The organism is Chitinophaga sp. SVR4-12A, assembly GCF_056754765.1.
Window position 1 is genome coordinate 2,963,366 of record NZ_JBPGWP010000001.1, and the last position, 15,127, is coordinate 2,978,492.

Annotated in this window: 16 protein-coding genes; 3 read left to right on the forward strand and 13 right to left on the reverse strand. The window is 45.3% G+C overall.

From position 1 onward, the window contains the following. Positions 1–59 precede the first annotated feature (59 nt). A complete protein-coding gene (locus tag ACR9Y8_RS11975; RefSeq protein ID WP_481213494.1) occupies positions 60–770 on the forward strand; it encodes a YebC/PmpR family DNA-binding transcriptional regulator in 711 nt (236 codons plus the stop codon). Positions 771–873: 103 nt separating this feature from the next. Here ACR9Y8_RS11975 and ACR9Y8_RS11980 read toward each other — a convergent pair whose 3' ends face one another. From ACR9Y8_RS11980 to ACR9Y8_RS11990, 3 genes are all read right to left on the reverse strand, one after another. Further along, positions 874–1,587 carry a response regulator transcription factor gene (locus ACR9Y8_RS11980; RefSeq protein WP_481213495.1) on the reverse strand — a complete coding sequence of 238 codons (714 nt, stop codon included), beginning with the start codon at positions 1,585–1,587 and terminating at the stop codon, positions 874–876. A gap of 302 nt (positions 1,588–1,889) precedes the next feature. Then, positions 1,890–2,846: a D-2-hydroxyacid dehydrogenase gene (locus ACR9Y8_RS11985; protein WP_481213496.1), complete on the reverse strand. Its 957-nt coding sequence runs from the start codon at positions 2,844–2,846 to the stop codon at positions 1,890–1,892. A 243-nt stretch (positions 2,847–3,089) separates the two neighbouring features. After that, entirely contained in the window at positions 3,090–5,489 is a 2,400-nt protein-coding gene (locus ACR9Y8_RS11990; protein ID WP_481213497.1) for an alpha-ketoacid dehydrogenase subunit alpha/beta, read from the reverse strand. 210 nt (positions 5,490–5,699) lie between these two features. Between ACR9Y8_RS11990 and ACR9Y8_RS11995 the strand changes: the two genes are divergently transcribed. Both ACR9Y8_RS11995 and ACR9Y8_RS12000 read left to right on the forward strand, forming a co-directional pair. Further along, positions 5,700–6,110 (forward strand): DUF1573 domain-containing protein, encoded by a 411-nt coding sequence (locus ACR9Y8_RS11995; RefSeq protein WP_481213498.1) that lies wholly within the window; start codon positions 5,700–5,702, stop codon positions 6,108–6,110. A gap of 156 nt (positions 6,111–6,266) precedes the next feature. Continuing rightward, positions 6,267–7,505 (forward strand): pyridoxal phosphate-dependent aminotransferase, encoded by a 1,239-nt coding sequence (locus ACR9Y8_RS12000; RefSeq protein WP_481213499.1) that lies wholly within the window; start codon positions 6,267–6,269, stop codon positions 7,503–7,505. A gap of 727 nt (positions 7,506–8,232) precedes the next feature. On the opposite strand, the gene carA is transcribed toward ACR9Y8_RS12000, so the two are convergent. The 10 genes from carA to map all read right to left on the reverse strand — a co-directional run bounded on the left by carA (position 8,233) and on the right by map (position 15,072). Next, positions 8,233–9,345: a glutamine-hydrolyzing carbamoyl-phosphate synthase small subunit gene (carA, locus tag ACR9Y8_RS12005; RefSeq protein ID WP_481213500.1), complete on the reverse strand. Its 1,113-nt coding sequence runs from the start codon at positions 9,343–9,345 to the stop codon at positions 8,233–8,235. Between the two features lie 138 nt (positions 9,346–9,483). Continuing rightward, a complete protein-coding gene (locus ACR9Y8_RS12010) occupies positions 9,484–10,308 on the reverse strand; it encodes a hypothetical protein (RefSeq protein ID WP_481213501.1) in 825 nt (274 codons plus the stop codon). 137 nt (positions 10,309–10,445) lie between these two features. Then, positions 10,446–10,940: a 50S ribosomal protein L17 gene (gene rplQ / locus ACR9Y8_RS12015; RefSeq protein ID WP_481213502.1), complete on the reverse strand. Its 495-nt coding sequence runs from the start codon at positions 10,938–10,940 to the stop codon at positions 10,446–10,448. A gap of 116 nt (positions 10,941–11,056) precedes the next feature. Beyond that, positions 11,057–12,052, reverse strand: coding sequence for a DNA-directed RNA polymerase subunit alpha (locus ACR9Y8_RS12020; protein WP_298741907.1), 996 nt, complete (start codon positions 12,050–12,052; stop codon positions 11,057–11,059). A 23-nt stretch (positions 12,053–12,075) separates the two neighbouring features. Further along, positions 12,076–12,681, reverse strand: a complete 606-nt coding sequence (gene rpsD / locus ACR9Y8_RS12025; protein ID WP_481213503.1) for a 30S ribosomal protein S4 — start codon at positions 12,679–12,681, stop codon at positions 12,076–12,078. 153 nt (positions 12,682–12,834) lie between these two features. Beyond that, positions 12,835–13,236, reverse strand: a complete 402-nt coding sequence (rpsK, locus tag ACR9Y8_RS12030) for a 30S ribosomal protein S11 (protein ID WP_481213504.1) — start codon at positions 13,234–13,236, stop codon at positions 12,835–12,837. Between the two features lie 92 nt (positions 13,237–13,328). Further along, positions 13,329–13,709: a 30S ribosomal protein S13 gene (gene rpsM / locus ACR9Y8_RS12035; protein ID WP_481213505.1), complete on the reverse strand. Its 381-nt coding sequence runs from the start codon at positions 13,707–13,709 to the stop codon at positions 13,329–13,331. 40 nt (positions 13,710–13,749) lie between these two features. Beyond that, positions 13,750–13,866, reverse strand: coding sequence for a 50S ribosomal protein L36 (gene rpmJ / locus ACR9Y8_RS12040; protein ID WP_072360626.1), 117 nt, complete (start codon positions 13,864–13,866; stop codon positions 13,750–13,752). Between the two features lie 20 nt (positions 13,867–13,886). Next, on the reverse strand, positions 13,887–14,105 hold the full coding sequence (gene infA, locus ACR9Y8_RS12045) for a translation initiation factor IF-1 (protein WP_012789309.1): 219 nt from the start codon (positions 14,103–14,105) through the stop codon (positions 13,887–13,889). Positions 14,106–14,271: 166 nt separating this feature from the next. Then, entirely contained in the window at positions 14,272–15,072 is an 801-nt protein-coding gene (gene map, locus ACR9Y8_RS12050; RefSeq protein ID WP_481213506.1) for a type I methionyl aminopeptidase, read from the reverse strand. Between the last annotated feature and the right edge of the window lie 55 nt (positions 15,073–15,127).

The window sequence follows — 15,127 nt, forward strand, 5'->3', positions numbered from 1 at the left end:
TTTTACTGGTAGGACATTACTATAAACACTGTATTTTTGCGTCTCGATAATAAACCAACATGGGAAGAATTTTTGAAGTAAGAAAGGCCACTATGTTTGCCCGTTGGGACCGGATGGCCAAACAATTCACCAGGATAGGTAAGGAAATTGCCATTGCTGTGAAACAGGGTGGCCCTGATCCCGACAACAACCCCGCTCTGCGCCGCTGCTTTGCCAACGCCAAGGGTGTGAACATGCCGAAAGACCGGGTAGAAGCCGCGATCAAACGCGCTATGGGTAAGGATAAAACGGATTATGAGGAGGTTGTATATGAAGGTTATGCCCCCCATGGTGTAGCGGTAATGGTGGAAACCGCTACCGATAACCCCACCCGTACGGTGGCCAATGTGCGCATGCATTTCAATAAAGAAGGCGGTAGCCTTGGCACCAGCGGTTCAGTGGGTTTCCTCTTTAACCGGATGGGGGTATTCAAGATTAAAAACGAAGGCCAGAACCTGGAAGAGCTGGAGCTGGAACTGATTGATGCCGGACTGGAAGAGATAGGGGAAGACAGCGAGAACAATATCATTATCCGTACTCCTTTCACTGAGTTCGGTAATATGGCCAAAGCCCTGGAAGAAAAGGGAATTAACACTATCAGCGCCGAATTGCAGCGTATCCCAACTACCAGCGTGGAGCTGAACGAAGAGCAGGCCAAAGAAGTACTGCAGCTGATTGACCGCCTGGAGCAGGATGACGATGTGCAGCAGGTGTTCCACAACCTGAGATAAGCGGAAGCGGCACAAGATATTAAAAACAAGAACCGTCCTGCAAATGCGGGACGGTTCGTCTTAGTGTGTGGTGTGTGGTGTTTGTGATTAGTCGATAATATTTTCAGGCATCTACCATACATGCTTTAGGATCTGTAACAAGCCGGAGCCCTTTACCGTGGAAGGTTTCCAGTTTTACAGCCGGATCAAGGCGGAAGTGCTTTCTCAGTCGTGTAAGATAAACATCCATCGTACGCCCTGCAAAAAAGTCGTCGCTTCCCCATACGCTCAGCAGGATATTTTCCCGTCTTAAACGTCGGTTAGGGTTCTCGCAAAGGAACTTTAGTAATTCAGCTTCTTTGGGAGGTAAATTTATGGTGCTACCGGTAGCTTCATGATAGATTTTCAGTTCTGTATAATTAAATTCCAGGGCCCCCAACTGGTAGATCATCACTTTTCTGCTTTGCAGCAGGCGGCTTCTTTTCAGGAAAACATCTATCCTGAACTGCAATTCCTCGATGTTAAAAGGCTTTACCAGGTAATCATCTCCCCCTGCTTCGAAGCCGCTGAGACGGTCCTGTTCCATGTAGCGTGAAGAAGTGAAGATAATTGGGATGTTGGTATCCCTGCTGCGGATGTCCTTCGCCAGTGCGAAACCATCTCTTCCGGGCATGATAATATCCAGGAGGCAGATGTCGAAAGCGCGCTCCTGGAATGTGCGCCAGGCTTCTTCTCCATCCTGGCAGTGCACAACACTGTAGCCTTCTTTTTCCAGGTGTCTCTTAATTACTTTTGCGAAAAAGTGATCGTCTTCTACCAGTAGAATTCCTGCTTTCATACAGGGTAGTTTTTTGATAAGAGTCTAAGGGTACCTTGATTAATGAATTTTCTTCAGTCTTTAATAGTAACCGCGGGGGGTTATAATCTTTTCCAATTTAGCTAATTCTGGCTAATTCCTGAAAAATCAAGGGAAGTTTTTTAGAGACATCCGCTATTCATTTTGTTCATTGATGACATTGTAAATAATTACCATTTAATTTCAAATATCAGACAATCAATAACAAATAGATATAACCACTCATATCAGCAGCCTTGAAGTGCCGTTTTTATAAGGAGCGATGGGCGCTGCTAAAGGATAGCTTAATTTAGCAGGTTCCTGGCCTGGCCTGATAAGAAGCCCCGTACATTTTCAATCACTGTATTCAGCAACCGGGCCCTTGCTTCCCGGGCTGCCCAGGCAATATGAGGCGTTATCAGGCAATTTTTGGCTTGCACCAGCGGATGACCAGGAACAGGCGGCTCGACCGCCAGCACATCGAGTCCTGCGCCGGCTATACGTTCGCTGTTCAAGGCGTCAGCCAGGTCTTGCTCATTGATCAGTGGACCACGGCTGGTATTGATCAGAAAAGCATCCGGTTTCATGGTATGCAGCACAGCCTTGTTCACAAATCCCCGGTTCTGCTCATTCAGCGGACAGTGTAAGCTTACGATGTCTGCCTGGGCAAAACACTCTTCGAGGCTTACAAAGCTAACACCCTCCATTTTGTCCCGCCCGGGATGTTTATGATGCGCAATCACACGCATACCAAAAGCCAGGGCTATACGCGCGACAGCCTTCCCTATCTGGCCTAGTCCTACAATGCCCAATACCTTGCCATCCAGTTCATGCAAAGGCGTTTTCCAGTAACTGAAATCATCACTGCGGCTCCAATCGCCCGCCCGCACACTGTCCGCATGCAGCCCCACATGATTGCTGAGCTCAAGTATCAACGCAAACGTAAGTTGCGCCACTGCTGCAGTACCATATGCAGGTACGTTGGTTACTTTTATTTGCCGCGCGGTAGCCGCTTTTACGTCCACTATATTATAACCGGTAGCCATTACACCGATGTATTGAAGTTTAGGCAGCTGCGCTATAGAGGCAGCACTCACAATGGCTTTATTGGTCAGTATGATGTCGGCATCTTTTGCGCGGGCGGCAACTTCACTTTCCTTTGTCCTCTCATAGATGGTGACATTACCCAGCGCATGTAAGGGGCCCCAGTCAAGATCACCTGGATTCAAAGCATAGCCGTCTAACACAACAATATTTTTCATCTACAATTCTTTTTGCCGCGTTAATATAGGGAGTTTTGGCACGATTATGTACTAAGTAGCGATAATGATCCGTTGAAATAATCGTTAAATCACACGGCCATGGCATATTAGTATGGATATAATTTCTAATATTTGTAATACTACTGCTTGCCAGCTGCCTAAACCTACAACTGTTACACTGAAAAGAAAACGTCCCGTGTGAGCATCGCTACACGGGACGTAGTGTTTTATCTTGTATTGTTATTATTCCGCCATCATTGACATCACCGTCTTGATCACATCTTCCGTGTTCGGCTTGGAGAAATAATCCCCATCGGAACCATAAGCTGGACGATGAGCCTGAGCGCTGAGAGTACGCGGTGCTACATCCAGCCAGCGATATCCGCCCTGTTCTTCCATTACCTGCTGGAACATATAAGCTGTGCCGCCGCCGGGTACGTCCTCGTCAATAAATAAGATACGATTGGTCTTCTTCAGCGATTCTACAATACTGTGGTGTATATCGAAAGGCAATAAGGTCTGAACATCTATCAACTCGCAGGAGATGCCCATCTGCGTCAGCGTCTGCATCGCTTCTTCAACAATACGCAGTGTTGAACCGTAAGACACTAAAGTAATATCAGTTCCTTCGTGTAATACTTCAGGTATACCTAAGGGTACGGTAAATTCTGTAAGATTGGCTGGTAATTTCTCCTTCAGGCGATAACCGTTCAGCGACTCAATCACAATAGCCGGCTCATTAGCGCTGAGCAAAGTATTGTACATACCTGCTGCCTGTACCATATTCCGTGGTACACAAACATGCATACCGCGCAAACTGTGAATGATCATACCCATCGGAGAACCGGAATGCCATATACCTTCCAGCCGGTGGCCGCGGGTACGAACGATCAGCGGACATGCCTGTATACCCTTGGTGCGGTATTGCAGGCTGGCTACATCATCACTGAGCGGCTGCAAACCATATAAGAGGTAATCCAGGTACTGGATCTCGGCAATAGGGCGCAGGCCTCGTAATGCCATGCCTATTGCCTGTCCCATGATAGTGAGCTCACGTATACCGGTATCGAATATACGTTGTTTACCATGCTTTTGCTGTAAGCCTGCAAATCCCTGGTTTACGTCGCCTATTTTTCCTACATCTTCACCAAATGCAAAAACCTTTGGATTCTCAGCAAACAGCTGATCAAAATACTTATTCAGCACTTCATAGCCATTCACTACATGCGTATCATCTGTAAAGGAAGGGGATACGGTTGGTACATTCAACGCAGAATTAGCACCGATAGCGTAAAGATTAGTATTATAATTTTCCCTTTCCTGAACAAGCAGTTGATCGTAATATTGTTGCAGGGCCTGTAATGCAGGGCTGTGCACTTTCTTGTGCTGGAACAGTATGCCTGCGGCAGCCTTCAATACATCACGGCGCAAGGGCTCGCGGTTAGCCTGGAGTTCCTGCATAACACGGTTTACCATGTCAGCATCCGCGGTGCCTTCAGCCACCAAAGCTTCTCCATGCGACAGCATCGTTTTTACATGCTGTTTGATGGGAGTAATATATTTTTCCCAGGCGCTTTTTCTACCCGTTTGTGCTGTGATCTTAGCCTGGTTCTCTACTTCACGCAGCGTAGCGTCATCAGCCAAGGCATTCTCCAGGATCCACTGGCGCATCTTCACATTACAATCGAAGTCCTTTTCCCAGGCCAGGCGCTCCTTACTCTTATAACGCTCATGAGATCCGCTGGTAGAATGTCCCTGCGGTTGCGTGATTTCTTCAACATGGAACAAAGCAGGAATATGTGTTTCCCGTACTTTGCGCAGGCCATTTTCGAATACCTCGCACATGCCCGCGTAGTCCCAGCCCTTTACATTATAGATATCAAAACCGTTGGAATCTTCTGTTTTGCGGAAGCCTTCCATAGCAGCACTGATAGATCCTTTCGTAGTTTGATACTTACGCGGCACGGAAATACCATATCCATCATCCCATACAAACACTGCCAGTGGTACTTGTAAAACGCCTGCTGCATTCATGGTCTCCCAGAAATGTCCTTCAGACGTAGAGGCGTCGCCGATAGTAGCGAAACATATTTCGTTACCATTATGGGATAAATTGGTGAATGGTTTTAAGAGATCGACCTCGCGGAACAGTTTGGAGGCAAAGGCAAGCCCCAGGGCGCGTGGCATCTGGGCCGCCGTAGGCGCCATATCTGTGGCCGTATTCTTTATTTGGGTCAGATCACGAAAATTTCCATCCTCGGTTATATTAGGCGTCGCAAAATGCGAGTTCATTTGCCGACCGGCTGAAAAAGGTTCATTTGCCGGATCGGGATCGGCATAGAGTTGAGAAAAGAATTGCTCTATAGTGGCAATTCCACTGGCAAATGCGAAAGTCTGGTCGCGGTAATACCCTGAACGGAAGTCGCCCGGCAGGAAGTATTTAGCCATTGCTATCTGAGCCACCTCTTTGCCGTCGCCGAATATACCGAACTTGGCTTTACCCGTAAGCACCTCCTTACGGGCCAGCAGACTAACTTCCCTGCTTTCGCAAGCCAGCCGGTAGTCATTTAATACTTCCTTGCGGAACTCTTCAAAAGATAACCGGCTGCCCATGTTCATAGTCAGTTCATTATTTTCTATCATGCCCTGTTGGTTAAAGTGCAAAAGTAAGGTTAATTATACAAGTGAAAAATAGTTGCTAATCGCCTGAAAATGCCGTCCTTAAATTAAAATGATTTTTTTAAGAAGATTTTAATAATTTGCCGGCAATAGAAGGATTTTTGGCTGTAAATTTGTTACTATTCCAGGGCAAAAACCAGTTTTTTAACCAAACCGTTTAAAAACCAAACTATAATGATGAAAAAGTTTATCTTATCCCTATTTGCGAGCATGCTGTTCACCACAGCGATTTGGGCCCAGGCTCAAAACGGGGCTGGTACAGGGAACCCGGCAGATGCAAAGGTGAAATTTGTGAAAGAAACAATTGACTTCGGTAAAACCCAACTCAACAAGCCTGTAAGTGTTGATTTTGAATTTACTAACATTTCAAAAGAGCCCGTACTGATCGAAGCTGCACGCGCCAGCTGCGGATGTACTACTCCTAACTGGACAAAAGAGCCGATCTTACCTGGTAAAAAAGGTAAAGTAACTGCTACTTACAGCGCAAATGGTCCTGGCCAGCAGAACAAAACTATCTGGGTGAAGCTGAAAGGCGTAGATCAGGATAAAGAACTGCACCTGACAGGCACCGTAGAAGGAAACTAAAAATCAATATGCCTGCTGCCTTTCGGCAGTATAAAGCATATCAGCATAAGACCTTACAGTATTTACCTACTGTAAGGTTTTTTTGTTTAAACACATGACAGCACATTTCCATATTGGCACATTAGCCTACCTTTGCAGTCGCAAATGCAATAGAAAATGCCTGAAATTAGCAACAGGGGACAGCAAATGCCCCCCTCCCCGATCAGAAAACTGGTGCCTTATGCAGAAGCTGCCAAAAAAAGAGGCATTAAAGTATACCACCTGAATATTGGCCAACCTGATATTGAAACGCCCCAACCAGTGCTGGATGCGGTTCGGCATTCCACCTTCAAAATTTTGGAATACAGCCACAGCGCCGGTAATGAAAGTTACCGACGTAAGCTGGTAGAATACTATGCAAGGTTTGATATCCAGGTAAATCATCAACAGATCATTGTAACAACCGGCGGCTCAGAAGCCATCCTGTTTGCATTTATGACCTGCCTGGATGCTGGCGACGAGGTAATTGTGCCCGAACCGTTTTATGCCAACTACAATGGTTTTGCAGTAGAGGCAGGGGTGAAGATCCGCACTATTACTTCAGGTATTGAAAGCGGCTTTGCCCTTCCCGCCATGGAAGCTTTCGAAAAAGCGATCACGCCACGTACCCGGGCCATCATGATCTGTAATCCAAACAACCCTACCGGCTACTTGTATAGTAGAGAAGAGCTGGAAGTGCTGAAACAGCTGTGCCTGAAGCACAACCTCTATCTTTTTTCTGATGAGGCCTATAGGGAGTTTTGTTATACAGGGCAGCATTTTTCAGCTATGAACCTGCAGGGGCTGGAAAACCATGCAATTATCATGGATACTATCTCTAAACGCTATAGCGCTTGTGGCGGCCGCATAGGTGCCCTGGTCACCAAAAATCAGCAGGTACTGGATGCAGCAATGAAATTTGCACAGGCCCGTCTGAGCCCTCCCTCCTTCGCCCAGATAGCCGGAGAGGCAGCGGTGGATCTGCCCCTTGATTACTTCGATGGGATTAAAGCCGAATATATGTCACGCCGCGATACACTGGTACAAGGGCTAAATAACATACCCGGCGTCTTCTGTCCTAACCCTGGCGGCGCGTTTTATGCCATGGCAAGTTTACCAATCGATGATGCAGATAAATTTTGCCAATGGTTATTGGAATCCTTCTCTTATGAGCAACAAACAGTGATGATGGCGCCTGGAACAGGCTTTTATGCCAGCCTGGGGCTTGGAAAACAAGAGGTACGCCTGGCTTATGTGCTTAATCAAGAAGACATTAAAAAATCTATCATATGTCTAGAGAAAGCTTTGGAGATTTATCCTGGTCGGACTGCCGACAACGCCGTTTATGCTAAAAAGACGTCTGGAGTAAACAATTAATTAACATAACAGGCTCATTTTTAATAATATAGTAACATGAACGAATCGGTAAAAGTGCGATCTTTACATCCTGTAAAGTTCTCTGTAAAAGGATAACAATTATATTATAATTAATTCTATACTTGTATTTCTCCATTACAGACCAAAAATTTTTGCCAAAACTATTTTTTAAATCAATTTTCATCGTATATTTGTTATCGAAATGATTAGGGACGAGGTCGGACGATAGATTAAAGAAATAGAAATGCGAGAGTCCGGAGTTCTAAATTGTTTAAGAAAAATTTAACCAATAGAATTTTTACAAACGTTTTTTTGGTCCGAACTTTGACCCATAAATAGTAGATGTGAAAGCGAATTATCAGAGGTATGTAAAAAGTCGAAAATCTACTAAAACGTTTTAGCTAAATATCGTATTTTTGTATCAGTTTTTCATAACGTGGAATTTATAAAGGCAAACGGCTCTGTTCACAGAGCCGTATTTTTTTGCTCTTATCCCTGATTATGCCCCATTTATCGTGAAGATTAGGTGTTTCATCACTTGTAGTAATTCCCGGCTAATTTTTTTCCTCATTTTTGTTCCCATAATGAAACGGCGATGATGCCTGTTCTGCTTATGCAGGGCTAGCGCCCCATCCGCTTGTTTTCATAACGTGGAATTAAAAAACGGTCCCGACTCATCGGGACCGTCTTCATTTATACTGTTTATAGTATTTATATGTTTTGCGCTTTATGACATATACTGCTTGATCATGGTAAAGAAGTCGTCAAACAGATATCTGGAGTCATAAGGACCAGGAGTGGACTCCGGATGGTATTGCACAGAAAAAGCCGGCTTATCCTTTATACGGATACCTTCCACGGAGCCATCGTTCAGGTTTATGTGCGTTACCTCCACAGCTTCACTGGCGGCAATCGCCTTAGGATCCACTGCGAAACCGTGGTTCTGTGTAGTGATTTCACAACGGCCGGTAGCAAGATTCTTTACCGGATGATTCAAACCGCGGTGACCATGGTGCATTTTATAAGTCGGAATATCATTGGCTAAAGCCAGTAATTGATGCCCAAGGCAAATACCAAAGAGCGGCCGTTCAGCATTCAATACTTTTTTCACCGTTTCTACAGCATAGGTCAACGGGGCCGGATCACCAGGACCATTGGATATGAAGTAAGCATGCGGCTTAAACTGCTCACACTCTTCAAAAGAAGTATTGGTAGGAAACACCTGCAGATAGGCGCCTTTCTCAGACAGGCATTTCAGCATGTTGCGTTTTACGCCATTGTCCAATACCGCGATGCGGATCGGAGCTGCAGGATCCCCAATGTTATATGCTTCCTTAGTAGACACTTCCGCACACAATGCCAGGCCTTCCATGGAAGGTACCTTGGTGAGTTGCTCTTTCAGTTTATCTACGTCCAGCGTTTCAGAGGAAATAATGCAGTTCATAGCTCCCTTACTGCGGATATGCGATACCAGCGCACGGGTATCCACATCATAGATCGCCACCAGGTTATTCTCCAACAGAAATTGCTCCAGGGAGTTGTCTGCCATCTTGCGGGAATAATGCTGAGCGATGTTCTTACAGATAAGGCCACTGATCTTTACACTGCTGCTCTCAACGTCATCTTTCTTGGTTCCGTAGTTACCCACATAACAGTTGTTCATGATCAGGACCTGACCCTTATAGGAAGGATCTGTAAACACTTCCTGGTAACCAGTCATACCGGTATTAAAGCAGAGCTCACCGGCAGCGGTACCAATCTTACCAAAAGCTTTTCCTTGATAAACCGTGCCATCATCCAGTAATAAGATGGCCGGTTGGCTGGGTCTTGTGTGAGGCATTGTATTATTCAGACTCTTTTAAAAAATCGTGCAAAGTTAGGTATTAATAATGAATAATGGTACATTAATCGCAAAGCGGTATCAATACCACTATTTTCTCGTGATATAAACATTATTCACTATATCAATTACCTGCTTTTACTTCACCTTAACAGAGTTGAATATCCGCTTAGCCACCTCCTGGCCATTTGGGTCGTCTGAACGATAGCGGATGTTAACCAGCCAGCGATGCTGCCCGCGTACCATGACCAGGTTATAGAAAGACAGCTTAACGGCGCCCTTGTAAAGCATGCTTCCCTCCTGCAATACGCCCTGTATATTTGTCTGAGGTAAGGGATTCGAGGTATATTGGAGGTCTGTAATGCCTTCTTCTGCCTGTATTTCTTTAGCGGCCCCTGTAGTGGCTTCCTCAAGGCTGTTGGATACGCTTTCCCGGTAGCTGTACATATCCACGGTGATTTGCATTCCCTTGTCTTCCCTGTTCCTGTAATTCTTCGCATAATCAAGCATACTCCTCAGCTCCTGTGGCAGCGCCTTGTCATTTACGCTTAAATGAACAGGGGTGCTGATTTCTATGGCCTGGCGACCGATAGTAACGGTTTGCCAGGTGGTATACCGCCAGGATTTTTCCATTTTAGGATAAGCCCAGGTAACCATTGCCTGTTTGCCAAAATAGGTGCCTGCTACCGCTACAAATGCGAAAACCAGTACCACACCAAGTATCAATCCCCTCCTGCCGGCCGGCCACAGGTATTGCTGCATCCATCCGGGTTTCGAGGGAGCCTCTTCTTCTACGTATATCGCAACCTCGCGTTGAAAGGCCTCAAAGCTGCCCTCCGGATTTTTCTGTTTCCACTCAGAAAATGTATTAGGCAATTTCTTACCGCAGCTTTCACAAAAGGTAAGGAATTCGGATCTCAATGCATTGTAGTGCCCGCAGTGCTGGCAACTCAGGTAATTCATAGGAACGGATATTAGGGATTTTGAAGCTGCTATATTACAAAAAAATAGAATCTATGTCAACCCAATGAAAGTATCATTCTAAAAAAAACGGACAAGGCATACGCCTTGTCCGCTGTATAATATTGAGCAACTGTATTTTACTCAGCTGCTTTTTCTTCTGTTTTGCCTTCAGCAGCGGGAGCTTGCTCACCAGCTTCTGCAGCTTTCTTCTTAGCACCACCGGCACGACGGGTCTTCTTGGCAGGCGCTTTTTCTGTTGTCTTGCCATAGATCTCGTTAAAGTCAACCAGTTCGATCAGGGCTGTTTCGGCATTATCACCCATACGTTTACCCAGCTTAATAATGCGGGTATAACCTCCGGGACGGCTGGCGATCTTCTCGCTGATAGCACCAAACAGTTCCTTAATAGCCTCTTTATCCTGCAGATAACTGAATACGATCCTGCGGTTATGGGTATTATCATCTTTTGCCCTGGTCAGCAGCGGCTCAACGTATACACGCAGAGATTTAGCTTTAGCCAGGGTAGTAGTGATACGTTTGTGGCTGATCAGTTCACAAGCCAGGTTAGATAACAGGCTTTTACGGTGAGCAGCAGTTCTGCTCAGTTTATTCAATTTTACTCCGTGACGCATGACATTTGTTTTTATTCCCCTGTACCGTGTCAGGAATTACAGGGTACTTATGTTTTTTATTAAACTTTTAGCGGTTAGCTATAGGCTGATACCTAATGCTAACCGCTAATATTGAATTACTCTTCTTCGAGTTTCAGTTTGGACAGATCCATACCAAAATGCAGGCCCCTTTCATTCAGCACTTGTTCGATCTCGCTCAGTGATTTCTGACCAAAGTTCCTGAATTTCATCAGCTCTTCCTGCTCATATTGCACCAGTTCACTCAGAGAGTTAATCTTGGCAGCTTTTAAGCAGTTAAAGGCGCGAACGCTCAGGTCCAGGTCTTCCAGCGGCGTTTTCAGTATTTTACGCAGCTGCAGCGTTTGTTCGTCTACCACGTCTTCTTTCTCGGTGTCCTTGGTATCAAAGCTGATGTTTTCATCAGTAATGATCATCAGGTGCTGGATCAGAATACGGGAGGCTTGTTTTACAGCCTCTTCCGGGTGGATAGTACCGTCGGTAACCACTTCCATGATCAACTTCTCATAGTCGGTCTTCTGCTCCACACGGGTATTTTCAATGCTGTACTTTACGTTTTTGATAGGGGTAAAAACAGAATCGATGGCGATATAGCCAAACACAGCATCCTTCGGTTTGTTCTCCTCAGCTGGCACATAACCACGGCCTTTACCGATGGTCAGTTCTATATCCAGTTTGGCAGAAGGATCCAGTGTGCAGATCAGCAGCTCAGGGTTCATGATCTGGAAAGCGCTGGTGGCTTTCTCGATCATATCCGCCTTAAACTCGGTTTTACCTTTGATGGAGATCTGGATCTTTTCGTTATTCACTTCATTTTCCACGATCTTCTTGAAACGCACCTGTTTCAGGTTCAGGATGATTTCAGTAACATCTTCGGTAACACCTTTCAGCGTAGCGAACTCGTGATCGGCGCCCTCTATTTTTATTCCTACAATGGCATAGCCCTCCAATGACGACAGCAGTACGCGACGGAGCGCATTACCGATGGTCACACCATAACCTGGTTCTAATGGCCGGAATTCGAATTGTGCTTCAAAGTCGGTTGACTTCTGCAAAACGATCTTATCAGGCTTTTGGAAATTAAGAATTGCCATTGCTATTTGTAGTTTATAAGTTATTATTTAGAGTACAATTCCACTATCAGTTGTTCCTTGATGTTTTCAGGAACGCTCTCTCTTTCAGGATAGGCGATGAAAGTACCTTTCATATCCTTCTCATTCCAGTCCAGCCAGCTGAATTTGGGGTTCTTACCACGAATAACGCTGGTCAGGGCAGTGTTAGCGGCAGTTTTACCTTTCAGTCCGATGATATCACCTGGTTTCAGCTGATAAGAAGGGATGTTCACTACATGTCCGTTAACAGTGATGTGTTTATGAGAAACCAGCTGACGGGCAGCGGGGCGGGAAGGCGCAATGCCTAAACGGAATACGGTGTTGTCCAGACGTGCCTCCAGCAATTTTATCAATACCTCACCGGTAACACCTTTACGGCGGTTAGCCTCTTCAAACAGGTTAGCAAACTGGCGCTCCAGTACACCGTAAGTGTACTTTGCCTTTTGCTTTTCGCGCAGCTGCAGTGCGTACTCACCCAGCTGTTTACGCTTACGGGTGGCGCCATGCTGACCCGGAGGGTTGCTGTTCTTACCTAAATACTTGCCATTGCCTAAAATCGGCTCTCCGAAAATCCTGGAGATCTTGGTCTTTGGTCCTGTGTACCTTGCCATGTTGTTTTCGTTAGATTTTTTAGTTACGATGTATGATCCTTAAAAAATCTTAAACCCGATCATACACCCATTGTTAATTAAATATAAATCCCAAATTCCAAATACCAAACTCCGGATTGGAATTTGGTATTTGGAATTTGGATATTGTGATTCCTACACTCTTCTTTTCTTGGGAGGACGGCAACCGTTATGCGGTAAGGGCGTTACGTCCTTGATCATGCTCACTTCGATACCAGAGTTAGCGATAGCACGGATAGCGCTCTCACGTCCGGCGCCGGGGCCTTTTACAAACACGTCTGCTCTTTTCAGACCGGCATCAAAGGCAGTCTTAGCAGCATCGGAAGCAGCCAGCTGGGCAGCATAAGGAGTGTTCTTTTTAGAACCCTTGAAGCCCATCTTACCTGCAGAAGACCAGGAGATCACCTGACCCTGCTTATTGGTAATGCTTACAATGATATTGTTAAAACTGGCGGAAATGTGCACATCTCCGTAGTTATCTACTTTTACTACCCTCTTTTTATTAGCAGCAGTTTTTGTATTGGTTGCTTTTGCCATAATAATTTAAAGTTCCGAATTCCAATTTCCCTGTTCCACTTACCATGCTTATAATCCTGGGAAACTGGAACTGGTTATTTATAATGTCAAGATTATTTCTTAGGTGCCTTTTTCTTACCAGCAACTGTCTTACGTTTACCTTTACGGGTACGGCTGTTGGTACGGGTACGCTGGCCTCTAACCGGTAAGCCTTTTCTATGGCGCAGACCGCGGTAGCAGGCAATATCCAGCAAACGCTTGATATTCATCTGTACCTCAGAACGCAGCTGGCCTTCTACCTTAAACTCACCGTTGATGACGTTACGGATGGCCGCCTGCTCATCATCATTCCAATCTTTTACCTTCTTGTTAAAGTCAATACCTGATTTGGTCAGGATGTATTGAGCGGTAGAACGGCCTATACCATAGATATAGGTGAGGCCTATTTCTCCTCTTTTATTCTTAGGAAGATCTATACCGGCTATACGTGCCATATTGCTATTTTAAAATTTACGTTGTTTTGATTTAATCTGATTACCCCTGGCGTTGTTTGAAGCGAGGATTCTTTTTGTTGATCACCAACAATTTGCCCTTTCTACGCACTATTTTGCAATCTGCACTTCTCTTCTTGATGGAAGCTCTTACCTTCATATGATAAAAATTATGTTGTGTTATTTATAACGGAATATTATCCTTCCTCTCGACAGATCATACGGGCTCATCTCAACTCCTACCTTATCTCCAGGCAAAATACGTATGTAGTGCATTCTCATTTTTCCGGAAATGGTAGCCAATATCTCATGCCCATTCTCCAATTTTACACGGAACATAGCGTTAGACAAGGCTTCCAGTATAATTCCATCCTGTTTAATGAGTGCCTGTTTTGCCATAAAAATTTTTAGGACTGCAAAGATAGCTAAAATCTTTTGAAATCGAAAAATTTCCCAAAATTAATTAAAATAGTGATGGATAATCGATATTTTCCGCGGAAAAAATGCTCTTTTCACTCTTCTTCCAGTCTCCAGCCGCTATTAATTATCAATAATCTCCTATTCGTTAATAACTAGAATTCAATGCTGTATTCTCCTTCTCAGCTTTCTCGATACCGGCAAAGCTGGAAAGTACATCCGCCTTCCCCTTCATCACCGCTACCGTATGCTCATAGTGTACAGAAGGCTGCTCATCACGAGTAGCCACAGTCCAACCATCATCCATATACGCTACCTCCTTGGTACCAAGATTGACCATTGGCTCAATGGCAATCACCAGGCCTTCTTTCATAATAGGCCCGCTGCCTCTTTTACCGTAATTAGGCACCTGGGGATCCTCATGCAGATGCTTTCCTACCCCATGCCCTACCAGCTCGCGTACAATGCCATATCCGCGCTCTTTTTCAGCATATTCCTGGATGGCAAAGGCAATATCCCCTACCCTGTTGCCGGCTACGGCTTTTTCAATGCCGCGGTATAAGGCTGCTTTGGTGGCAGCCATCAGCTGCAGCACCTCGGCCTTCACGTTTCCTATAGCAAAAGTATAAGCGCTGTCTCCATGAAAACCATTCAGGTATACGCCTACGTCCACCGATACGATATCTCCATCCTGCAACACATAAGCATTGGGAATGCCATGCACCACCTCATCATTTACAGAAATACAGGTGCTCTTTGGATAACCGCGATAATCCTTGAAGGATGGAACCGCCCCGTTATCACGGATGAACTGATCCGCCAGTCTGTCCACATCCAGGGTGGTCATACCAGGTTTGAGCGTCCTTGCCACCTCTTCCAGTGTGGCGCTCACCAGCAATGCGCTTTTGCGCATCAACTCAATTTCCTCTCTGTTCTTGTAATGGATCATGATATCTTCTCCAAAAGGTCACAATGTCACAAGGTCAAAAGGCCTCTGTAAATTC